Below are 21338 nucleotides of genomic sequence, written 5' to 3'. Positions count from 1 at the left end.
GACCATTTTCATACCCCATGGCAAACCATAAATCGGCCCTCAAGCGCATCCGTTCCAACGAAGCTAAGCGCGTACTGAACCGTTACCAGGCAAAATCTACCCGCACCGCTATCAAGAAGCTGCGCGCCACCACCGATGCTTCGGCCGCTCAGGAGCTGCTCCAGAAAGTGTCGTCGATGCTGGACCGTCTGGCCAAGAAGAACATCATCCACAAGAACAAAGCCGCTAACAACAAGTCGAAGCTGGCCAAGTTCGTGAAGTCGCTGGCTGCGTAAGTAGCTAACCGGCTATCTGCTCTTGTATAAGGTGAGGCCCGGTGCGCAAGCATCGGGCCTTGCTGCGTTCCGGCCCGGGCAGCGCGCACACCAGCAAACCGGATAATGCGCCGGAGCGCTTGACTTATTGCTCGGGGCTGGTATCTTGGCCGGCAGTAGCCCGCTATTTCCTTCGTATTCTATTCCCGCCTATGAGACACCGTTACGCCTTGTTAACGAGCCTGCTGCTGACGGGCGCGTATGCCGCAACCGGCCAGGACTGGCGGCCTTTCCGCGCCAACGGCGACGTGCACGCCTTCACCCTGCAACGCGCCGCGGCAATGACCGACACCGTGCTGACGCTCCGCCTCGACTCGGCCGGGGTGCGGGGGGCGGATTCGGTGTACTTTTTCAACCGCGTGATGCGGCCCGCGGCGGGCCCGGGGGAGCGGTGGCGCAAGTCGCGCAACAACCAGTTTGGGGCCCACCTGCGCTACGAGGCCGCGACGAGGGTCTATTGGCTGGAATGGGCGGCCGAAGCCGGCGCCCCGGCCCGGAGCGTACCGTTGCCCGTTTTTCAGAAAACCGGCACCACCTTCACCGGCAGCACCGGTCCAACGGCCACCGTGGTCAGCCGGGCCACGCGCCTGCTTGACGGGCAGCCGGATTCGGTGGTAACGCTGCGCGCCGGTGCGGAAACCTACGAGGTGAGTAAGAGCTACGGGCTGGTGGCCGGCCCGGGCGGTGCGGGCGCGAACCTGACTCTGGCCCGGCAGCCCGCGGCGGCGGGCCAGAGCTACTACAACCCCCTGCTGGTAGCCGATTTCCGGCCCGGCGACGAATTCGGCTACTACGGCGAAACGGCTATTTATCCCAACACGCTGGTCTGCGAAACCACCCACCTGCTCCAGCGCGTGGTCAGCCGCCAGGAAACGCCCGATAGCCTGATTTTGGTGGTGCGCTACCAGGTGCGTACGCAGGCTTCGGGGGCGCCGGGCTGCCCGCCGGCGGGTGTGCGGTGGTCGGTGCCGACTACGGCGCGGCTGGCGGCTTCGCGGCGCACCGGGCAGTGGGCGCCGGGCTCCGGCGGGGCAGTGGGGCCCGCGCCGGAAGTGCCGCTGCTGGCCTACGAGTGGGCCGCAACCGGCGGCCCGGCCGGCAGCGTGCGCATGGGGCATCCCGTCGTGGCCGGTCGCCAGAGTAGCGGGGGCTGTGGCGCTACTGTGCCACTGCGCACCCAAACCCTGTGGCCGGCGCGCACCGGCAGCTCCGATACCTACCTGCCCTACGCGCTCGACCAGCCGCCGGTGAATGAGCTACTCGGCTCCGGCACGGGCGTAGTGCAGAATCAGCAGCTGGAGCTGGTGTATTTCCGCCGGAGCAATGGCGTTACCACCCTCAGCTGCGGCACCCGGCAACCTTTCGATCTGCTGCTATCGGCCCCGGGCAGCCAGGCGGCGGGCGGTGCCCGGCTCTACCCGAATCCGGCCGCGGCTACTACTACCCTGGAACTGCCGGCGCCAACCGGCGCGGCCGGGCGGCTGGTGCTGCTCACGGCTACCGGGCAAACCCTCAGGACCCGGTTGTTGCCCGTGGGCACGGCCCGCCTGGCAGTGGAGCTGGCGGGGCTGCCGGCTGGCCTGTACCTGGTGCGGGTGGAGCAGCCCGGCCGCCCGGCCGTGCTGCTGCGGCTGCACCACGCGGAGTAGGCGCAAAAAAAGGCCCGCCGGAACCTGGTTCCGGCGGGCCTTTTTAGCGGTTGGTAAGGGGCGGGTTAGGCCACGCTCACTTTCACCATGTTGGTTTTGCCTTTCTCGTTGATGGGCATGGAGGCCGTGTTGATAAACACGTCGCCCTTCTTGAGGTGGCCGGAGGCGGTGAGGGCGTACTTGATGTCCGACACGGTGCTGTCGGTGCTCACCATGCGGTCGTAGTAGAAGCCGCGCACGCCCCAGATCAGGCTCAGGGCCGTGAGCAGGGGGCGGTTGTCGGTGAAGATAAAGATGTCGGCCTTGGGGCGGTACTTGGCAATCTGGAAGGCCGTGTAGCCGCGGTGGGTCATACCGGTAATGGCCCGGGCCTTGGTGTTTTTGGCCAGGTGGCAGGCCGCCGACAGCACGCTGTCGACCATGAAGGTGGGGGCTTCGGGGTCGATGGGGAACCAGTGGTTGTAGAGGCTCGGCAGCTGGGTTTCCACGCTGCGGATGGTGGCCACCATGGAGCGGATCACCTCGGCGGGGTAGGCCCCCACGGCGGTTTCGGCGGACAGCATCACGGCATCGGCCCCGTCGATGACGGCGTTGGCCACGTCGCTGGTTTCGGCGCGGGTGGGGCGGGGAGCGGTAATCATGCTCTCCATCATCTGGGTGGCCACAATCACCGGGGTCCCGATCTTGTTGCACTTCTCCACGATGCGCTTCTGGGCCATGGGCACCTGCTCCATCGAGACTTCCACGCCCAGATCACCCCGGGCCACCATTACGGCGTCGGTGAGGGCAATGATTTCGTCGAGGTTTTTGAGGCCCTCGGGCGTTTCGATTTTGGCGATAACGCGGGTGGTTTTGCCGCTTTCGGCAATCAGGCTCTTGATGAAGCGGATGTCCTCGGCGCGGCGGGCGAAGGAAAGGGCAATCCAGTCCACGTCGTTTTCGAGGCCGAACTTGAGGTCCTCAATGTCCTTCTCCGTCATCGACGGGGCCGATACTTCGGAATCGGGCAGGTTGATGCCCTTGCGGGGCTTCACGGTGCCGCCGTAAATCACTTCCACGTCCACTTCCTGCTCGCGGTCGGTGGCCAGCACGCGCAGCTCAATCTTGCCGTCGTCGATCAGGATCATGTCGCCGGGCTTCACGTCGCGGGCCAGACCCATATAAATGGTGCTCAGGCGGGTGGCGGTGCTGGTTTCCTTTTCCCCGCACACGAGCTTGATTTTGTCGCCGGCCTTGATTTCGACCTGGCCGCCTTCCACCTCGCCGAGGCGGATTTTGGGGCCCTGCAGATCCTGGAGCAGGCCCACGTTCATGCGCAGGTCCTTGTTGAGGCGGCGCACGGTGTGAATCACGGAGAGGTGGTCTTCGTGGGAGCCGTGGGAGAAGTTGAGGCGGAACACGTCCACGCCTTCGCGCATGAGCATACCCAGCTTCTCGTAGGTGTTGGAGGCGGGCCCCACGGTGGCAATGATTTTGGTTTTATTGAAATGCGGAGTGGCTTCCATGTTGGGGTAGTAGGGTCAGAAATTTCGTGAGCAAGGAGTTCAGCAAAAAGCATCCTGAGCGGGCCGGGCCCTTCAAACGGCCCCTCAGTAGCGGGCCGGAGCCAACAATACGGGGAACGGCAGGGACACGACGCTCAGGATAGCGGCTGGTTTACGGTTTCAAAAGAGCAGATTTTCTTTGAATTTAAGGTCATTGGGGTCGAATTGACTCACCAGCTGCACCTGGGGCAGGGCCGTGAGCTGCTGGATAAGCTCCTCGGCGGGGGGCAGGCCGGCCCCGTTGTTGATTTGCAGCAGGTAGTCGTACTCCTTGATGTCGGGGGCCAGGAAGGGTTTCTTCAGAGCCGAGGGGTCGACGCTGCGGTTGCGCAGCAGGCGCAGGGTGTGGTACTCGGTGGCGTGCAGGTAGTTGCTGATGACGAGGCGGCCCTTGTGCAGCAGGTCGTACATCAGGTCGGGCTGCTTTACCAGGCGCAGGTGCAGGGCCCGGTTCAGCACCCAGGCCAGGGTATGCTCCCGGGTGGAGGAAACGAGCCCGAACAGGTCGAAGTCGCAGCTGTAGTCCACGTCCAGGGTGAAGGTTTTCATGGGCGGCGCAGAAGGAGGGAAAACGCAAAAATAGAACCTGGGCCGGCCCCGCGAAACCGACCGGGTCATAATATTGTACCCGGAAGAATAGGACTGGGAAGTTTGACAATGTTAGCGAAGATGGTGTTATTTGTGCCGAGTTTTCCTTAAACCCCCACGGAAATGTCTGAAATTGCAGAGAAAGTAAAAGCCATCATCATTGATAAACTCGGCGTTGAGGCTTCGGAAGTAACGCCGGAGGCGTCGTTCACCAACGACCTGGGTGCCGACTCGCTCGATACCGTTGAGCTGATCATGGAGTTCGAAAAAGAGTTCAACGTGTCTATCCCCGACGACCAGGCTGAGAACATCGGCACCGTGGGTCAGGCTATCAGCTACCTCGAAGAGCACGCCAAATAGTTGTTAGTGTTTGGTTGTCAGTTGTTAGTGTTTGGCCGTTACAGCCTTGTAACGGCTGACAACTACCCCCTGACAACTGACAACTAAACCCTAAAACTGCTTACCGGCCGGCCTGCCGCCGGCCGTTTTGCTTTTCTACCCTTTCCATTTTTTCGCTTCTCGAGCCAGCCTATGTCTCTTCGGAGAGTTGTCGTGACCGGCCTGGGTGCCATTACCCCCGTCGGCAAAACCGCCCCCGCCTATTGGGAGGGCCTCGCCGCCGGCCGCAGTGGCGCCGCGCCCATCACCCGTTTCGATGCCAGCAAGTTTAAAACCCGCTTTGCCTGCGAAGTAAAGGACTACAATCCCGATGACTACTTCGACCGCAAGGAGGGCCGGAAAATGGACATCTTCACCCAGTTCGCCCTTATTGCCGCCAACGAGGCCATCGAGGACGCCCGCCTCAACGAGGAAGGCATCGACAAGGACCGGGTGGGCGTTATCTGGGGCTCCGGCATCGGGGGACTGACCTCCCTGCAGGCCGAGTGCATTGCCTTCGCCAACGGCGACGGTACGCCCCGCTTCAACCCCTTCTTTATTCCGAAAATGATTGCCGACAGCGCGTCGGGCAACATTTCCATTCGCCACAAATTCCGTGGCCCGAATTTCGTGACGACCTCGGCCTGCGCCTCCTCGTCCGACTCCATCATTTCCGCCTTCAACTACATCCGCCTCAACATGGCCGATGTGATGGTAACCGGCGGCTCCGAAGCGGCCATCACCGAGTCGGGCGTGGGCGGCTTCAACGCCCTCAAGGCCATGAGTGAGCGCAACGACGCGCCCGAGCTGGCCTCCCGCCCCTACGACAAGGAGCGCGACGGTTTCGTGCTGGGCGAAGGCGCGGCCTCCCTCATTCTGGAGGAGTACGAGCACGCCAAGGCCCGGGGCGCCAAAATCTACGCCGAGCTGATCGGCGGGGGCATGTCGGCCGATGCCTACCACATCACGGCCCCCGACCCCGAGGGCAACGGCGTGGTGCTGGTGATGCAGAACGCTTTGCGCGACGCCGGCATTTCGCCCGCCGACGTGGACTACATCAACACCCACGGCACCAGCACTCCGCTGGGCGACGGGGCCGAGGTGAAAGCCATCCAGAAAGTGTTCGGGGAGCACGCCTACGACCTGAACATCAGCTCCACTAAAAGCATGACCGGCCACCTGCTGGGCGCTGCCGGCGCCATTGAGGCCGTGGCCTGCATCATGGCCATGCAGCACGGCGTGGTGCCGCCCACCATCAACCACGTCACCGACGACCCCGAGCTGGACCCCAAGCTGAACTTCACGTTCAACGAGGCCCAGCCGCGCGAAGTGAACGTGGCCATGAGCAATACCTTCGGGTTCGGCGGCCACAACACGTCGGTCATTTTCCGTAAAATCGACTCGTAATGTGGAAAATGTGAGTGAATGGGAGCAATGTGAAAAAACGGCTAATTCGTCACTGCTGATAGTCCGGTAACCACATTTCTCCCATTCAGCATATTCAAACACATTTCTCCCATTTTGAAAAAAATGCCCAAGCCCGGTCAGCCCCTGCCGTTATTCGGTTTTTTCCGCCGTCTGCTGGGCCGGGACCGGGCTTTCCGGCAAGCCATTACCACCCTCACGGGCCGCGGCCCCGACAACGTGTACCTGTACCGGCTGGCTTTCACCCATTCCTCGGTGGTGCGCCAGCAGGGCGAGCAGGCCCGCCACCAGAGCAACGAGCGGCTGGAATTCCTCGGCGACGCGGTGCTGGGCACGGCCGTGGCCGAGTACCTGTTCCGCAAGTTCCCCTACGAGCAGGAGGGCTTCCTGACGGAGATGCGCAGCCGCATCGTGAACCGGGAAAGCCTCAACGCCATTGCCCTCAAAATCGGGCTCGATAAGCTGGTGCAGCTGGATGCGGCCCAGGGCCGGGCGGCCCGGTCGCGCTCCGTCAACGGCAACGCCCTGGAGGCGTTGGTGGGGGCCGTCTACCTCGACCACGGCTACAAAACGGCCCGCAAGTTCGTGCTCAGCCGCCTGCTCAAGCCCTACGTGGACGTGAAGGCCATGACCCAGACGACCACCAACTTCAAGAGCAAGCTCATTGAATGGGCCCAGCGCAACGGCAAAAACCTGCGCTACGAGCTCACCGGCGAAGCCCGCCCCGGCGGCGTGATGGAATTCTCCGCCACCGTAATCGTGGATGAAAGCGCCGTGGCCACCGGCATGGGCCTCTCGAAAAAGCAAGCCGAGCAGCTGGCCGCCGAACGGGCGCTGGAGGTGCTGGGGGTGTAGGAGCGACACTGCGAAACTACTGCGTCCTCCGCGCGCTACCATCGTCTCAACGATGGTAGCGCGCGGAGGACGCAGTAGTTTCGCAGAAGTAACCCAATCCGGGGAAATGGAGTTGTTTTGCAGAACGAACCCTTCCTGATCTGAACCCATGCGAATAGCCGGCGCCGCCCTCAACCAGATTCCCTTCGACTGGACCCACAACCTGCGCACGATTCAGACGGCCATCGAGCAGGCCAAAGCCGCCGGCGTAGAGCTGCTGTGTCTGCCGGAGCTGTGCCTGACCGGCTACGGCTGCGAAGACCTGTTTCTGAGCGACTGGCTGCCCGAAGCGGCCCTGGCCCACCTGCAAACCATCCGGCCCTGGACCCAGGGCATCTGCGTGGTGGTGGGGTTGCCGGTGCGCCTGAGCGGGCGCACCTACAACACGGCCGCCGTGCTGCGCGACGGGCAGATTCTGGGCTTCGCGGCCAAGCAGTTTCTGGCCAACGACGGGGTGCATTACGAGCCCCGCTTCTTCCACCCCTGGCCGGCCGGCGAAACCACCACGGTGCAGTGGGAAGGGGAGGAGTGGACCCTGGGGGATATGATTTTCGAGCACCAGGGCGTGAAGTTCGGGTTTGAAATCTGCGAGGACGCCTGGCGGCCCGACGACGTGCGGCCCGCCTGCCGCCTCGTGGGCCGGGTAGATCTGATTGTGAACCCTTCGGCCTCGCACTTCGCCATGAGCAAGACCGACGTGCGCTACCACCTCGTTACGGAGGCCTCGCGCACGTTTCGCTGCACCTACCTCTACGCCAACCTGCTGGGCAACGAGGCCGGCCGCATCATCTACGACGGCGAAATTCTGGTGGCCCGCAACGGTCACCTGCTGCTGCGCAACCAGCTCATGAGCTTCAAGGAAGTGGACCTGGAATACGTGGACGTGGATTTCGGTATTGAGCTGGTCCCCGCTGAAACCATTGCCACCCTGCCCGCGCCCGACGAATATCTGGAGCTGAACCAGGCCCTGAGTCTGGCCCTGTTCGACTACCTGCGCAAGGCCCGCAGCCGGGGCTTCGTGCTCAGCCTCAGCGGCGGGGCCGACTCCTGCATGTGCGCCGTGGCGGTGGCCGAAATGGTGCGCCTGGGCACCGCCGAGCTGGGCACGGCCGAGTTCATGCGCCGCGCCGGGTGCTTCACGGCCGCCGACATCGGGGAAATAACCGGCGCGCCCGAAACTGCACCGGAGCACCGTGAACTGGTAGCGGCCGACGGCTCACCCAGCCCGGCGCCGGCCGGCAATCTGCCCGGGGCCAGCACCGAAGCGGTTTCCGGAAACCAGCGCGCGGTGAACCGCCGCCTCACCGGCCGACTGCTGACCTGCGCCTACCAGGGCACCGTGAACTCCTCCGACGATACGTTTAACTCGGCCCGGGAGCTGGCCGACGACCTCGGGGCGGTGTTTCACAGCTGGGACATCAACGAGGAAGTGAGCGGCTACGTGGGCAAGATCGAGCACGCCCTGGGCCGGGAGCTGGCCTGGCAGACCGACGACCTGGCCCTCCAGAACATTCAGGCCCGGGTGCGCGCTCCGGCCATCTGGATGCTGGCCAACGTGCAGAACTGCCTGCTGATGACCACCTCCAACCGCTCGGAGGCCAGCGTGGGCTACTGCACCATGGACGGCGACACGGCCGGCTCCATTTCGCCCATTGCCGGCGTAGACAAGTTTTTCGTGAAGCAGTGGCTGCGCTGGGCCGAACACGAGCGGCACTACCCCGGTCTGCACCGGGTAAATGCCCTGCAGCCCACCGCCGAGCTGCGCCCCCTTGCAGACAAGCAGACCGATGAGCGGGATCTGATGCCCTACGAGCTGCTCAACCGCATCGAGCGCCTGGCCTTCTACGACCGGCTGGCCCCCGCCCAGGTGCTGGCCACCCTGCGCCACCAGGACCCCGCTGCCGACCCCGAGCAGCTCAAGGCCTACGTGAAGCGCTTTTTCAGCCTCTGGAGCCGCAACCAGTGGAAGCGCGAACGGTACGCCCCCGCCTTCCACCTCGACGACTACAACGTGGACCCCCGCTCCTGGCTGCGTTTCCCCATCCTGAGCGGCGGCTACACCCAAGAGCTGGCGACGTTGTAAGGTGACGTTCTGACGGGTGCCTCACCCCCCGGCCCCCTCTCCAGGGAGAGAGGGGGAGCCTGACGAGTTGTCGGCTAACAAACGCAAGGTGCGGAGTGGCCGCATAGCGGCTTTCGGTTCGTAGGAGAAAAAGTAACGGGGTGTAAGCGCCGCGTAGCGGTGCCTGAATCATTGGCCATTGCGGGCACCGCTACGCGGCGCATCCGTTTAGAAAGCCTGGTTGCTACAGACCGAAGGCTGCTACGCGGCCACTCCGCAACTTGTATGAGCGAATAACTCTGGTAGTGGCTCCCCCTCTCCCCCTGGAGAGGGGGCCGGGGGGGGAGGCACCCCTGTAGCGCCGCCAACAGCTAAAATCCGGTACTTTCGTGGTCTAACTTTGATGAATCCGTGACGGCAACCAGTCTCAATCAGCTATACCAGGAGCGCGAGGCCTACCGGCTGCCGCTGTACTCGGCCCGGCAGGTGGCCCGCCTGACGGGGCTTTCGGCCTCCACGGTGCAGGCCTGGACCCACGCCGACGACCACGAAGCCCTGGTACAGGCGGCCAGTCCGGAGGGGTTGTCGTTTCTGAATCTGGTGGAAGTACACGTGCTGGCCGCCATCCGCCACCAGCACGGCATTCCGCTCCAGCGGGTGCGCCACGCCGTGCAGTTCGTGCGCCAGGAACTGCAGGCTGAATTTCCGCTGGCCCAGCACCAGTTTGAAACCGACGGCGTGGACCTGTTCGTGCGGGCGCTGGAAGACGACAATCTGCTCATCAACGCCTCCCGCCGGGGCCAGATTACCATCCGCCAGCTGGTGGAAGCTTACCTGCGCCGCATTGAGCGGGCCGCCGACGGCTTCCCGCTGCGCCTGTTTCCGGTGTACGCCAGCAACCCCGGTTTCGTGCCCAGCGGGTTGCCCGCCCACATCGTGGTGGACCCCACCGTGGCCTTCGGGCGGCCGGTGCTCACCGAAACCTACGTGCCCGTGGACGTGGTGGTGGACCAGTACCGGGCCGGCGACGCGGTGCGCGACATTGCCCGTAATTTCAACCTCCCGGCCCCGGCCGTGGAAGAAGCCATCCGGTATGAACTCGGCGCCTGAGCCCGTATTTTTCCTCGACCGCACCCTCGACACCACTTTAGTGCGCGAGGCCCTGCAAGCCCAGCCCGACACGTTTCTGCGCCACGCCGACCTGTTCGAGCCTACCACCCCCGATGCCGAGTGGCTGCCGGCCGTTACGGCCCGCGCCGGCTTCGTGCTGACCCAGGAGCGGCGCCTGCACTACAACCCTCTGGAGCTGCGGGCCCTGCTGGCCAGCGGCAGCGGCACCTTCATTCTCGTAGCCAAGGGCCTGACCGGGACCGGCGTGGCCGAGTGCCTGGTGAGGGCTCTGCCCCGGCTGCGCCGCTTCGTGGGCCGGCACCCGCGGCCTTTCGTAGCCAAAGTGTACGTGGACGGCAGCGTACAGCTGGTCAGCCCCCCCTCGTCCGAGGCAAAGGAGGCGCCTGGCAAGGGTGACAAGTAACCCAGGTTACGAGCTAGCCGCGCTGCGGCTGCCAAGCGTTATAAATACAGAGTCGTAAGTTTATTAAGCTGTATTTCAATCGGTTGAAAGATAATCGGAAGGGCCGGCGCAAGTTTAGTGGCCGTATCGGACCTTAGTCTGTGTGACCCGGGTAGCTGCGGTAGCGGCTGGCGCTGGTCACGTGCCGTTTCTCGCCTTTTGCTTTTCCGGGTGCATCCTCTTCCGCTGCCTACGCTTCATCCGGCCTCTCTACCGGGGCCACCGCCTTCTCCTCCGCCGGCCTTGGCGACTGCGGCGGAAACTGAGCTGGTGGCCCAGCTTCAGCAGGGGAGTGAGGCGGCCTTTCGCACGCTGGTGGAGCGGTACCAGAACCGGGTGTACCGCACCGTGCTGGCGTTGCTTCGCTCCCCCGAGGAAGCCGAGGACGTGGCCCAGGAGGTCTTCGTGGAAGTGTACCAGACCATTGGCCGTTTCCGGGGCGAGGCCGGCCTCACCACCTGGCTCTACCGGCTGGCCACCTCCCGGGCCCTGAAAAACCGGCGGCGGGCCCGGGCCCAAAAGCGGTTCGCCTACTTCACCAGTCTGTTGGGTTTGGGGAACGGGCAGCTACCCGAGCCCGCCGACGAGCAGCACCCGCAGGCCCGGCTGGAAGGCCGGGAGCAGGTGGCCCTCCTGGTGGCGCAGATTGCCTGCCTGCCCGGGCCGCAGCAGGTGGCTTTCACCCTGCGTCACGAGCAGGAGCTGAGCTACGAGGAAATAGCGGCCGTGCTCCAAACCACGGTGCCCGCCGTCGAATCCCTGCTGTTCCGCGCCCGCAAAACGCTCCGCACTCACCTTCAGTCCACCCTGCGCCATGTCTGATGCAACGAACCGCCCCGGGGCGGAGGAGGAATGGGAAAACTTGCTGCGCCAGTGGCGTACCCCGCCCGATGCCCGGCCCCGCCCGTACTTATACCGCCGGATCCGGGCCCGGCTCCGCCCCGAAACCGCGGCCCCGCGCCTGCCCGTGCCCACCTGGCTGCGCTGGCCCGCCTACGCCGTGATGCTGGGCATGTTGCTGCTGCTCAGCGGCGATGAGGCGGCCGTGCGGTCAGCGGGACTGCCCCAGCAGGAGAGTACCGCGCAGTCGGAACACCTCCCCGCAGTTAAGTAACCGTGCCCGCCCGGCCGCTGAATAATGGGGCGTTGCCGCGCCGGAAGCACATTGTCTGAGTACCTTTGATTTCTTCTCACCCTTTACCTTGCCATTGCTATGCTGAGTGCCGTTCTCTGGAATCCTGACCCCATCCTGGCCCACCTGGGGCCGCTCACGCTGCGCTGGTACGGCCTGCTGTTCATGTCGGGCTTCGTGGTCGGGACGTTTATTCTGGGCCACGTGTATAAGTCCGAGAAGGTGTCGCCGCGCTGGGTGGATGTGATTACGATTTACGTGCTGCTGGGCACCGTGATTGGCGCGCGCCTGGGTCACGTATTTTTCTACGACTGGGCCCAGTATAAAGACAACCTGCTGAGCATTTTCAAAATCTGGGAAGGCGGGCTGGCTTCGCACGGGGCCACCATCGGCATCATCTTCGCCGTGTGGCTCTTCAGCCGCAACAACAAGTTCGACGTGCTCTGGACCCTCGACCGGATTGTGTTGGTCGTGGCCGTGGGCGGGGCCCTGATCCGGATGGGCAACCTGATGAACTCCGAAATTGTGGGCCACCCCACCACGGCGCCCTGGGCCTTCACCTTCCCCCGCGACTACGAGCACCTGGTGAAAGCCACCGCCGACCAGTCCGTGCCGCCCGGCTCGGCCGTGGTGCAGTACCAGCGCCAGCCCGGCCAGGACGCGCAGGTAACGGCCCAGCCCGCCGGCGCTACCGTGCCCGCCGGCTCCCTGGTGGCCGTGCCGCGCCACCCCACCCAGATTTACGAGTCGCTGTTCTGCGTCTTTCTGTTCGTGCTGCTGTACTCGATGTGGAACCGCACCAAGGAGCGCACCCCGCGCGGGCAGCTGTTCGGGTTGTTCGTGGTGCTGCTGTTCTCCTTCCGCTTCTTCATCGAGTTCTTTAAGGAAGATCAGGTGGCCTTCGAGCAGGGCATGCAGTTCAACATGGGCCAGCTGTTGAGCATTCCGCTGGTATTCGTGGGCCTCTACGTGTTCTGGCGCGCCGGCAAGAATCCCAACAACCCCTACGGCTACGCCCCCCGCGACCTGGCCGAATACGAAGCCGCCGAAGCCGCTGCTAAAGCCGCGAAGTAAGGTTTTAGCTTCAATTGAGAGGTACTGGCAACCCAAGATTGAACGGTAGCCGTAGAGCGGCTTGCGGTTTATAGCAAAGCCGGGCCGTGGGGTAAGCGCCGCGTAGCGGTGCCCGAAACGCCCGCCATTTCGGGCACCGCTACGCGGCGCATCCGTTCGGTGAGCCAGCCGTGCTACAAACCGAAGGCCGCTCTGCGGCCGCACTACAATTCCGATTCGCCACCAAAAAAGAAGGCCCCGCACTCAACCGAGTGCGGGGCCTTCTTCGTTTTTTTAGCTAACAGCTAGTAATTGCGGTTGACGGCGTTGAGGTCTTCGAAGGCCGATTTGAGGCGGGTGATGAAGGTTTTTTCGCCTTCGCGCAGCCACACGCGGGGGTCGTAGTACTTCTTGTTGGGCGAGTCTTCGCCGGTGGGGTTGCCGATCTGGGCCTGCAGGAAGGCTTCGTTCTTCTTGTAGTAGTCCTTGATGCCGTCCCAGAAGGCCCACTGCAGATCGGTGTCGATGTTCATCTTGATGGCCCCGTAGCCGATGGCCTCGCGGATTTCCTCCTGCGTGGAGCCCGAGCCGCCGTGGAACACGAAGTTGATGGGCAGCTTGGCGTCGAGGCGGTACTTCTCTTTCACGAACTCCTGGGAGTTGTGCAGGATTTTCGGCTGCAACTTCACGTTGCCGGGCTTGTACACGCCGTGCACGTTGCCGAACGCGGCCGCCACCGTAAAGCGCGGGCTGATTTTGCTCAGCTCCTCGTAGGCGTAGGCCACTTCCGAAGGCTGGGTGTAGAGTTTGCTCGAGTCCACGTCGGAGTTGTCCACGCCGTCTTCCTCGCCGCCGGTTACGCCCAGCTCGATTTCCAGAGTCATGCCCATTTTGGCCATGCGCGCCAGGTATTTCTGGCAGATTTCCACGTTCTCCTCGATGGGCTCCTCCGAGAGGTCGAGCATGTGGGAGGAGTACAGGGGCTGGCCGTACTGGGCGAAGTGCTTCTCGCCGGCGTCAAGCAGGCCGTCGATCCAGGGCAGGAGCTTTTTGGCGGCGTGGTCGGTGTGCAGAATCACGGGCACGCCGTAAGCCTCGGCCATCAGGTGCACGTGCTGGGCGCCCGAAACAGCGCCGGCAATGCTGGCCTGCTGCTTATCGTTGGGCAGGCCCTTACCGGCGAAGAACTGCGCGCCCCCGTTGGAGAACTGAATGATAACGGGCGAGTTCAGGTCGCGGGCGGCTTCGAGCACGGCGTTTACCGTGTCGGTGCCGGTCACGTTCACGGCGGGCAGGGCGTAGCCGTGCTGCTTGGCGTGTTCGAAGAGCTGCTGCACTTCGTCGCCGTGCAGAACGCCGGCGCGCAGGCCGGTGAGGGTGGTTTGATCAGCCATGTGCTGGTGAATGAGGGTTGGGGCGCCAGTCGGGAAAGGGCCGCGCCGGGTTTCAGATTCTTAGCCCAAACTTACTGAAAAGAAGCAGGCCGGTCTACTTATCAGGGTTGGAACAATGGCCGGCCGCCGCAAAACCGGGCTGCCGGCCGGCTTGGTTATTCAAACAGATACTGGTACAGGTCGCCCTGCTCGCTGCTGATGTAGAGTGTCTGGTTGCTGGTGAACACGGCGCCCTCGGTCTGGCCGGCCCCTTTGAGGGAGATGCGGCGCGGGGTGGCCCGGAGGATTTCGGCCAGGCTGCTGCCCTCAAACACGAACATTTCCTGGCGGGCCAGCAGCACCAGCCGACGGCCGTCGGGGCTGAGGGCGGCATCCGTCACCTGGCCCGGAATAGCGAGCTTGGTGAGCAGCTTGGCCGTGTAGGAGCCGGCCTGGTCGGGCACGGTGTACACTTTGCTGGTTTGCTCGCGGGCGCGGTCCTTGGTGAACAGGTACACCTGCCCCTCGTGCCAGAGCGTGGCCTCGCAGTCGAAATTCCGCTCGTCCTTCTGGGGCGGAAACTCCCGCTGGTCGGGGTACTTGAGGTTGATTTCCTGGACGATTTGCGGGTTGAGCGGGTTGAGGCGGTGGATGACCAGGTTCTGGCGGTCGTTGTTGTTGTTGCCCACGTCGCCGATGTACACGTTGCCGGAGTTGTCGCGGGTGATGCTTTCCCAGTCGCGGCTTTTCACCGGCACGTCAATCTGGCTCAGAATCTGGCCCGTGGTGGCGCTGATCTTGTAGAGAATGGCCGGGTTGCCGTCGTCGCCGTGGGTGTAGAAGGTGCCGGGCTGGTCGGCCAGGGCGAGGCCGGAGCTTTCGGGCACGTTGTCGAGCCGGGCTACCTTGGTCAGGTTGGCAATGTCGCCGCCCTTCTTCTTTTTGCCTTTCTTCTCCTTCTTGCCGCCTTGCTGGCCCGAATCGGTGGCAGACTGGTCGGCGTTGGGAGTAGTCTGGGCCTCGGAGCAGCTGCTGCACAGAGTGGCCGCCAGCACGGCGGTAAAAAACAAATGACGCATGAAGAGAACGGAATCGGGCGGAAAAAAAGCTGCCGGAGCCGGGCGGCGGGGCAGCAACACGTCTTCTTCTACGAGTGGGGAATGAGGGAGTTGGTGATTTGGGGAATGCGTGAAGTGGGGAATGAGTGAAGTAGTGAATGAGTGAATGAGGGAGTTGGTGAATGAGTGAAGTGGGGAATGGCTAGATGACTGTTCGACCATCCACTCATTCGCTACTTCACTCATTCACCAACTCACTCATTCCCCTCACGGCACGGGGTCGGGGCCGTGGGGGCCCCAGGGGTGGCAGCGGCTGATGCGACGCAAAGCCAGCCGGCCGCCGCGCCAGGGGCCATACTTGGTGACGGCTTCCACGGCGTAGGCCGAGCAGGTGGGCACGAAGCGGCAGCTGGGCGGCGTAAGGGGCGAAAGCAGGTGGCGGTACACCCAGAGCAGGCCCAGCAGCAGCTGGCGGAACAGGTAGGTTAGCATGACAATGTAAAGGTAGGGGCCGTAGGTAGGTTCCCGCCCAGGGCGCGGTGTTTTCGCGGAAGGCGCAGTGTCGCTCTTTGAACAGCACTGCGCCTTCCGCAAAAACACCGCGCCCTCTGCCGGAAATGACGTCAGAACACAATTCCGTACCTTCGCCGGTACCATTTCCCACCCCATTCCAATCCGTATGCGCACCAACCACTGGGCCAAAGCCCTGCTGCTAACGCTGCTGCTGCCCCTCACGGCCCACGCCGACGAGGGTATGTGGCTCCCGCTCTTCATCAAGCGCCTCAACCAGGCCGACATGCAGAAGAAGGGCCTCAAGCTGACGGCCGAAGAAATTTACGACGTCAACAACGCCTCCCTCAAGGATGCCGTGGTCCAGCTCGGGGGCTTCTGCACCGGCGAGTTCGTGAGCAGCCAGGGCCTGATGCTCACCAACCACCACTGCGGCTACGACGCGCTGCAAAGCCACAGCACGCCCCAGAACAACATCCTGCAGGACGGCTTCTTCGCCGCCACCAAGGCCGAGGAAAAGAAGAACCCCGGCCTGTTCGTGGATATTCTGGTGCGCATGGAAGACGTGACGGCCAAAATGACCGAGGGCCTCACGGCTAGCACGCCCGAAGCCGAGCGCCTGGCCACCATCCAGCAGCGCCAGCGCGAACTGGCCGACAACGCCAAGGAAAACGGCCAGTACGTGGCCTACGTGCGCGACATGTTCGGGGGCAACGAGTACTACCTGTTCATCTACCAGCGCTTCGGCGACGTGCGCCTGGTGGGCGCTCCGCCGGAAGCCGTGGGCAAGTTCGGGGGCGACACCGATAACTGGATGTGGCCCCGCCACACCGGCGACTTCTCGATGTTCCGCGTGTACGCCGACAAGAACAACAAGCCCACCGCCGGCCCCCAGGACGGCAACGTGCCCTACGTGCCCAAGAAGCACCTGCCCGTGGCCCTGCAGGGCGTGAGCGAAGGCGACTTCGCCATGGTGTTCGGCTTCCCCGGCCGCACCCAGCGCTTTCTGCCCGCCGCCGGCCTCCAACTCACCCTCGACCAGACCAACCCGGCCCGCATCAAGCTGCGCGATACCCGACTCAAGCTCTGGAAGGCCGACATGGACAAAAACCCCGCCCTGCGCCTGCAGTACGCCAGCAAGTACGCCAACATTGCCAACTACTGGAAGTACTTCATCGGTCAGAATGAGGGCATGAACCGCCTCAAAACCGTGGATGCCAAGAAAGCCGAGGAGGCCTCCCTGCTGCAGTGGATTGCCCAGGACCAGAGCCGGGGCCAGCAGTACGGCGCGGCCCTCAACGACATCAACCAGGCCTACGCCGGCATCCGCCAGTACAACCTGAGCACCCAGTACGTGAACGAAGGCGCCTTCGGCACCGAAATCATTACCCTGGCCGCCCGCATGATGCCCCTGGCCACCGCCCTCAAAAGCAACGATAAAGCGGCCATCAGCAAGGCCACCGAGGGCCTGGGCGAATCGGTGAAGGACTACTTCAAGGATTACAGCGCCCCCACCGACCAGAAGGTGTTTGCCGCCCTGCTGGGCCTCTACATGCAGGACGTGCCCCAGGACCAGCAGCCCGACGTGTTCCAGCTGGTGCAGAAGCAGTACGGCGGCTCCATGAGCAAGTACGCCGACTACGTGTTCAGCAACTCCTTCCTGACCTCGGAGGCCAAGGTCAACGCCTTCCTGGCCAACCCTTCCCTGGCCAGGCTGGAAGCCGACCCGGCCTACAAAACCTACCAGTCCATCTACACGAACTACGTGCAGACCATTCTGCCCAAGCTCCAGGCGGCACAGGCCGGCCTGGGCCGGGCCAACCGCCTGTACGTAGCCGCGCTGCGCGAGAAGAACACCCAGAAAGTGTACTCGCCCGACGCCAACTCCACCATCCGGCTGAGCTACGGCACCGTGCGCCCCTACGACGGCCGCGACGCCGTGCACTACGACTACAAAACCACCGCCCAGGGCATTCTGGAGAAGGAAGACGCCTCCAACCCCGAGTTCGTGGTGCCCCAAAAGGAGCTGGAGCTGCTCAAGATGAAGGACTACGGCCGCTACGCCGACAAGCAGGGCAACCTGCCGGTGGCCTTCATCACCGATAACGACATCACCGGCGGCAACTCCGGCTCGCCCGTCATCAACGGCCGCGGGGAGCTGATCGGGGTGGCCTTCGACGGCAACTGGGAAGCCATGACCGGCGACCTGGCCTACGACCCCGACCTCAAGCGCTGCATCAACGTGGACATCCGCTACGTGCTCTGGTGCATTGAGAAGCTGGGCGGCGCCAAGCACATCGTCGATGAAATGACGCTGGTCAACGGCGCGCCCAACCCCGGCATCGGCCCCGCCTCGGCCATCACCGGCACCATGAACGCCGACATGGGCGACGTGGAAAAGATGAAGGTGAAAACCGACAAGGGCGGCAAAACCAAAATCAAGCGCAAAAAGGATAAGGACGCGGCCAAGCGGTAGCTTCAGGGGCCTTTTTCCGGTTCTCCAAGCCCCCGCTGCCACCCGGCAGCGGGGGCTTTTTTTATCCCGCCTGCCCGCTCCGGCTCGTTGCCCGGTGCTTTTGGGGGGCTCGTTCAGGTGGGGGCTTGCGGGAATGTGGGGTAGTTGCTATATTCCATGCTGTCAACTTATTATCCCTTATTTATGAGAAAACTATACGTGGTGATGGCCCTGTGGCTGGGCGCCTGCTCAGCCGCCCACGCCCAGGGGCCCGGCCTCTGGGGTGCCCGCTCGGCCGCCCTGGGCCAGATGGGCAGCGTGCTGGCCGACGACGGCTGGGCCGGCGCCGCCAACGTGGCCGTGCTGGGGCAGCTGGCCCAGCCAACCGTGGGCGTGGGGGCCGAAAACCGCTACCTGCTGCCCGCCCTCAACACCGCCTCCCTGGTGGTGGCCGTGCCCATCGGGTACCGGCGGGCCGAAGCTACGCCGGCAGCAACTCCGGCGGCGGGCGGCGCGGCCGGGGCGGAGGCGCCGCGCTACGGCACGGTGGGCTTCTCGGCCCGGCGGTTCGGGGGCAAGCTGTACGCGGAGCAGCAATTGGGCCTGGGCTACGGCTACCAGCTGGGCACGGTGCGGGTGGGGGCGCGGGTAGAGGTGCTGCAAACCAGCATCCAGGGCCTGGGCAGCCGCCGCGCGGTGGCCGCTTCCCTGGGCGGGCAGGCCGAGCTGATTCCGCGCCGCCTCACCTTCGGGGCCACGCTCTACAACCTCAACCAGGCCCGCCTCGCCGATTACCAGGATGAGCGCCTGCCCACCGTGCTGCGGGCCGGCCTGGCCTGGCGGGCCGCCGAAAAAGTGCTGCTGCTCGTCGAAACCGAAAAGGACGTGGAGCAGGACGCCGACTTCAAAGCCGGCCTCGAATACCAGCCCCTGCCGGCCCTGGCGCTGCGGGCGGGCCTGAGCACCCTCACCAGCCAGCTCACCGGCGGCGTGGGCCTGCGCACCGGCCCCTTCCGCATCGACTACGCCGCCGGCTGGCACGAAACCCTGGGCCTGAGTCAGCAGCTGAGCGCCGCCTACGTGTGGGCCAAACCCGGCCAGCCATGAGGGCCCGGGAACTGTGGCCCGGACTTCCGTCCGCAGCCCGCGCACTTGCTTCTATCTTGAAAAGAGGGCTGCAGACTAGCGTCCGGGCCACCGCCACCGTCTGCCTGCTACTGCTGCTGGCCGGAACCACGCAGGCCCAGGACTACCCGCGGCCCCCGGTGCCCGACCTGGACCGGCTGACCCAGGAGCTGTTTGCCGAAATCCAGAGCGACCAGGTGCCCTACGAGGACCTCTACGAAACCCTGCTGCTCTACTACCAGACGCCCCTCAACCTCAACGCCGCCACCCGCGACGAGCTGCGGAGCCTGCTGCTGCTCTCCGAAACCCAGATTACCCACCTGCTCGACCACCGCCAGCTCAACGGCCCGCTGCTGAGCCTCTACGAACTGCAAAGCATTGAGGGCTTCGATGTGCGCACCATCTACCGCGTGGCGCCCTTCGTGTCGGTACTCAACGCTGACCCCAACGCGGCGCGAGGCAACCTGTGGCAGCGCATCCGGCAGGAGGAAAACAACGCCCTGTTTCTGCGCTACGAGCGCACCGTGCAGGGCCGCCCCGGCTACGGCCCCGCCGACACCACCCGCACCGGCCGCCCCGCCACCCGCTACCTGGGTTCGCCCGACAAGCTGCTGCTGCGCTACCGCGTGAGCCGGAGCCGGGATTTCAGCCTGGGCTTCACGGCCGAAAAGGACGCCGGCGAGCAGCTCACCTGGGACCCTACTACCCGCCGCTACGGGGCCGATTTCTACTCCGCCCACCTCGTGGTGCAGGAGCGGGGCCGCCTCAAAACCCTGGCCCTGGGCGATTATCAGCTGCAATTCGGGCAGGGGCTGCTCTTGTCGTCGGGGTTTGTGGTGGGCAAGGGGGCCGAAACCATTACCACCCTGCGCCGCAGCTCGGTGGGGGTGCGGCCGTATGCCTCGGTGCTGGAAAACTCGTTTTTCCGGGGCGCGGCGGCCACGGTGGCTCTTACGCCCACGGTGCGGGTCACGGCTTTTGGTTCGCGCCGGCGCGTGGATGCCTCCCGGCAGCAGGCCCGGGATTCGCTGGCCGATTTCAGCGAGTTTACTTCCGGCCTGCTGCTGAGCGGCCTGCACCGCACCCCCACTGAGCTGGCCAACCGGGCCGCCCTGCAGGAAACCGTGCTCGGGGGCCACGCCCAGTACACCAGTCCCGGCGGCGACCTGCAAGCGGGCCTGACGGCCGTCAACACCCGGTTCGATAAGCCCCTGCAGCGCCGCGACGAGTTGTATAATAAGTACGAGCTGCGGGGCGACCATAACCTGGCCCTGGGCGCGCACTACAGCTACGTGTGGCGCAACCTGCTGCTGTTCGGCGAAACGGCCCGCAGCTCGGGCGGCGGCCTGGGCACCGTGAACGGGCTGCTGGCCAGCCTCGCGCCCACCGTGGATGTGTCGGTGCTGCACCGCGCCTACGCCCGCGACTTCCACACGCTTTACGGCAACGCCTTCGGGGAGAATTCGCGCAACATCAACGAAAGCGGGCTCTACCTGGGCCTGAAGGTGCGGCCCATGTCCGGCTGGGAGGTGTCGGCCTACTACGACCGGTTCCGGTTTCCGTGGCTGCGCTACCGGGCCGGGGCCCCCGGCGCGGGCCACGACTGGCTGCTGCGCCTGACCTTCAGCCCCGGCAAAACCAGCCTGCTCTACGCCCAGCTGCGCCAGCGCACCAAGCCCTACGATGCCGATACCCTGCGCCCCGCCCCGCTGCCCGTGCCCACCCGCCGCCGCAGCCTGCTGCTCTACTACGACAGCAGCCCGCTGCCCGCGCTGAGTCTGCGCACCCGGGTGCAGGGCACCGAGTACCGCGAAGACGGCGGCCCCGCCCGCCACGGCTACGTGCTGGCCCAGGACGTGACCGTGCAGCCCCTGCGCCGCCTGCGCCTCTCGGCCCGCTACGCCCTCTTCGACACCGACGACTACGACACCCGCCAGTACGTGTTCGAACAGGACGTGCTTTACGCCTTCTCCGTGCCGGTGCTCTCCGGCCGGGGCACCCGCACCTACGTGCTGGCCCAGCTCGACCTCAACCGCCACCTCACGCTCTGGCTCCGCTACGCCGATACCCACTACCGCCACCAGACCACCATCGGCTCCGGCCTCGACGAAATCCAGGGCAACCGCCGCTCCGACGTAAAAGCCCAGCTGCGGTACCGGTTTTAGAACTTAGAGCTGAGAAATTAGAGCTTAGAAGTTAGAAAGC

Annotated in this window: 19 protein-coding genes; 14 read left to right on the top strand and 5 right to left on the bottom strand. The window is 64.4% G+C overall.

All coding sequences use genetic code 11. From position 1 onward, the window contains the following. The first annotated feature begins 17 nt into the window (after nucleotides 1-17). Nucleotides 18-275 carry a 30S ribosomal protein S20 gene (rpsT, locus tag KLP40_RS12675; protein WP_088843362.1) on the top strand — a complete coding sequence of 86 codons (258 nt, stop codon included), beginning with the start codon at nucleotides 18-20 and terminating at the stop codon, nucleotides 273-275. A 191-nt stretch (nucleotides 276-466) separates the two neighbouring features. Continuing rightward, nucleotides 467-1963: a T9SS type A sorting domain-containing protein gene (locus KLP40_RS12670; protein WP_215594152.1), complete on the top strand. Its 1497-nt coding sequence runs from the start codon at nucleotides 467-469 to the stop codon at nucleotides 1961-1963. Between the two features lie 65 nt (nucleotides 1964-2028). On the opposite strand, the gene pyk is transcribed toward KLP40_RS12670, so the two are convergent. Next, the gene (gene pyk / locus KLP40_RS12665; RefSeq protein WP_215594151.1) at nucleotides 2029-3468 is read right to left on the bottom strand and encodes a pyruvate kinase; all 1440 of its coding nucleotides are present in this window, start codon (nucleotides 3466-3468) and stop codon (nucleotides 2029-2031) included. A 159-nt stretch (nucleotides 3469-3627) separates the two neighbouring features. Then, nucleotides 3628-4056: an IPExxxVDY family protein gene (locus KLP40_RS12660; RefSeq protein WP_215594150.1), complete on the bottom strand. Its 429-nt coding sequence runs from the start codon at nucleotides 4054-4056 to the stop codon at nucleotides 3628-3630. A 162-nt stretch (nucleotides 4057-4218) separates the two neighbouring features. On the opposite strand from KLP40_RS12660, the gene KLP40_RS12655 reads away from it, so the two are divergent. The 9 genes from KLP40_RS12655 to lgt all read left to right on the top strand — a co-directional run bounded on the left by KLP40_RS12655 (nucleotide 4219) and on the right by lgt (nucleotide 12633). Beyond that, complete coding sequence (locus tag KLP40_RS12655; protein WP_019948606.1) at nucleotides 4219-4455, top strand: acyl carrier protein; 237 nt, start codon at nucleotides 4219-4221, stop codon at nucleotides 4453-4455. A gap of 171 nt (nucleotides 4456-4626) precedes the next feature. Further along, complete coding sequence (gene fabF, locus KLP40_RS12650) at nucleotides 4627-5880, top strand: beta-ketoacyl-ACP synthase II (RefSeq protein ID WP_215594149.1); 1254 nt, start codon at nucleotides 4627-4629, stop codon at nucleotides 5878-5880. 123 nt (nucleotides 5881-6003) lie between these two features. Continuing rightward, nucleotides 6004-6753: a ribonuclease III gene (gene rnc / locus KLP40_RS12645; protein ID WP_215594148.1), complete on the top strand. Its 750-nt coding sequence runs from the start codon at nucleotides 6004-6006 to the stop codon at nucleotides 6751-6753. Between the two features lie 148 nt (nucleotides 6754-6901). After that, complete coding sequence (nadE, locus tag KLP40_RS12640) at nucleotides 6902-8875, top strand: NAD(+) synthase (RefSeq protein ID WP_215594147.1); 1974 nt, start codon at nucleotides 6902-6904, stop codon at nucleotides 8873-8875. Between the two features lie 390 nt (nucleotides 8876-9265). Continuing rightward, complete coding sequence (locus KLP40_RS21545) at nucleotides 9266-9964, top strand: DUF433 domain-containing protein (protein WP_215594146.1); 699 nt, start codon at nucleotides 9266-9268, stop codon at nucleotides 9962-9964. Then, nucleotides 9948-10388 (top strand): PIN-like domain-containing protein, encoded by a 441-nt coding sequence (locus tag KLP40_RS12630; RefSeq protein ID WP_215594145.1) that lies wholly within the window; start codon nucleotides 9948-9950, stop codon nucleotides 10386-10388. The genes KLP40_RS21545 and KLP40_RS12630 overlap by 17 nt, the downstream gene beginning before the upstream one ends. 282 nt (nucleotides 10389-10670) lie before the next feature. Continuing rightward, a complete protein-coding gene (locus KLP40_RS12625) occupies nucleotides 10671-11249 on the top strand; it encodes an RNA polymerase sigma factor (RefSeq protein WP_215594144.1) in 579 nt (192 codons plus the stop codon). Further along, the gene (locus KLP40_RS12620; protein ID WP_215594143.1) at nucleotides 11242-11541 is read left to right on the top strand and encodes a hypothetical protein; all 300 of its coding nucleotides are present in this window, start codon (nucleotides 11242-11244) and stop codon (nucleotides 11539-11541) included. Before KLP40_RS12625 ends, KLP40_RS12620 begins: the two co-directional genes overlap by 8 nt. A 99-nt stretch (nucleotides 11542-11640) precedes the next feature. Then, nucleotides 11641-12633, top strand: coding sequence for a prolipoprotein diacylglyceryl transferase (lgt, locus tag KLP40_RS12615; protein WP_215594142.1), 993 nt, complete (start codon nucleotides 11641-11643; stop codon nucleotides 12631-12633). Nucleotides 12634-12917: 284 nt separating this feature from the next. On the opposite strand, the gene fbaA is transcribed toward lgt, so the two are convergent. The 3 genes from fbaA to yidD all read right to left on the bottom strand — a co-directional run bounded on the left by fbaA (nucleotide 12918) and on the right by yidD (nucleotide 15535). Continuing rightward, nucleotides 12918-14006: a class II fructose-bisphosphate aldolase gene (gene fbaA, locus KLP40_RS12610; RefSeq protein WP_215594141.1), complete on the bottom strand. Its 1089-nt coding sequence runs from the start codon at nucleotides 14004-14006 to the stop codon at nucleotides 12918-12920. Between the two features lie 155 nt (nucleotides 14007-14161). Next, nucleotides 14162-15064 carry an esterase-like activity of phytase family protein gene (locus tag KLP40_RS12605; RefSeq protein ID WP_215594140.1) on the bottom strand — a complete coding sequence of 301 codons (903 nt, stop codon included), beginning with the start codon at nucleotides 15062-15064 and terminating at the stop codon, nucleotides 14162-14164. Nucleotides 15065-15310: 246 nt separating this feature from the next. Next, nucleotides 15311-15535 carry a membrane protein insertion efficiency factor YidD gene (gene yidD / locus KLP40_RS12600; protein WP_215594139.1) on the bottom strand — a complete coding sequence of 75 codons (225 nt, stop codon included), beginning with the start codon at nucleotides 15533-15535 and terminating at the stop codon, nucleotides 15311-15313. 187 nt (nucleotides 15536-15722) lie between these two features. On the opposite strand from yidD, the gene KLP40_RS12595 reads away from it, so the two are divergent. From KLP40_RS12595 to KLP40_RS12585, 3 genes are all read left to right on the top strand, one after another. Continuing rightward, a complete protein-coding gene (locus KLP40_RS12595; protein ID WP_215594138.1) occupies nucleotides 15723-18029 on the top strand; it encodes a S46 family peptidase in 2307 nt (768 codons plus the stop codon). Between the two features lie 183 nt (nucleotides 18030-18212). Further along, nucleotides 18213-19115: a hypothetical protein gene (locus tag KLP40_RS12590; RefSeq protein ID WP_215594137.1), complete on the top strand. Its 903-nt coding sequence runs from the start codon at nucleotides 18213-18215 to the stop codon at nucleotides 19113-19115. Between the two features lie 56 nt (nucleotides 19116-19171). Next, nucleotides 19172-21298, top strand: coding sequence for a helix-hairpin-helix domain-containing protein (locus KLP40_RS12585; RefSeq protein ID WP_246558811.1), 2127 nt, complete (start codon nucleotides 19172-19174; stop codon nucleotides 21296-21298). Nucleotides 21299-21338: the final 40 nt, after the last annotated feature.

Source organism: Hymenobacter piscis (assembly GCF_018760735.1).
GTDB lineage: Bacteria > Bacteroidota > Bacteroidia > Cytophagales > Hymenobacteraceae > Hymenobacter > Hymenobacter piscis.
This window is presented reverse-complemented; position numbering and strand designations above follow the sequence as displayed.

Excerpts from the sequence above, each read along its gene's own strand:
- rpsT (WP_088843362.1), top strand. The coding sequence starts at position 18 with ATGGCAAACCATAAATCGGCCCTCAAGCGCATCCGTTCCAACGAAGCT.
- KLP40_RS12670 (WP_215594152.1), top strand. The coding sequence starts at position 467 with ATGAGACACCGTTACGCCTTGTTAACGAGCCTGCTGCTGACGGGCGCG.
- pyk (WP_215594151.1), bottom strand. The coding sequence starts at position 3,468 with ATGGAAGCCACTCCGCATTTCAATAAAACCAAAATCATTGCCACCGTG.
- KLP40_RS12660 (WP_215594150.1), bottom strand. The coding sequence starts at position 4,056 with ATGAAAACCTTCACCCTGGACGTGGACTACAGCTGCGACTTCGACCTG.
- KLP40_RS12655 (WP_019948606.1), top strand. The coding sequence starts at position 4,219 with ATGTCTGAAATTGCAGAGAAAGTAAAAGCCATCATCATTGATAAACTC.
- fabF (WP_215594149.1), top strand. The coding sequence starts at position 4,627 with ATGTCTCTTCGGAGAGTTGTCGTGACCGGCCTGGGTGCCATTACCCCC.
- rnc (WP_215594148.1), top strand. The coding sequence starts at position 6,004 with ATGCCCAAGCCCGGTCAGCCCCTGCCGTTATTCGGTTTTTTCCGCCGT.
- nadE (WP_215594147.1), top strand. The coding sequence starts at position 6,902 with ATGCGAATAGCCGGCGCCGCCCTCAACCAGATTCCCTTCGACTGGACC.
- KLP40_RS12630 (WP_215594145.1), top strand. The coding sequence starts at position 9,948 with ATGAACTCGGCGCCTGAGCCCGTATTTTTCCTCGACCGCACCCTCGAC.
- KLP40_RS12620 (WP_215594143.1), top strand. The coding sequence starts at position 11,242 with ATGTCTGATGCAACGAACCGCCCCGGGGCGGAGGAGGAATGGGAAAAC.
- lgt (WP_215594142.1), top strand. The coding sequence starts at position 11,641 with ATGCTGAGTGCCGTTCTCTGGAATCCTGACCCCATCCTGGCCCACCTG.
- fbaA (WP_215594141.1), bottom strand. The coding sequence starts at position 14,006 with ATGGCTGATCAAACCACCCTCACCGGCCTGCGCGCCGGCGTTCTGCAC.
- KLP40_RS12605 (WP_215594140.1), bottom strand. The coding sequence starts at position 15,064 with ATGCGTCATTTGTTTTTTACCGCCGTGCTGGCGGCCACTCTGTGCAGC.
- yidD (WP_215594139.1), bottom strand. The coding sequence starts at position 15,535 with ATGCTAACCTACCTGTTCCGCCAGCTGCTGCTGGGCCTGCTCTGGGTG.
- KLP40_RS12595 (WP_215594138.1), top strand. The coding sequence starts at position 15,723 with ATGCGCACCAACCACTGGGCCAAAGCCCTGCTGCTAACGCTGCTGCTG.
- KLP40_RS12590 (WP_215594137.1), top strand. The coding sequence starts at position 18,213 with ATGAGAAAACTATACGTGGTGATGGCCCTGTGGCTGGGCGCCTGCTCA.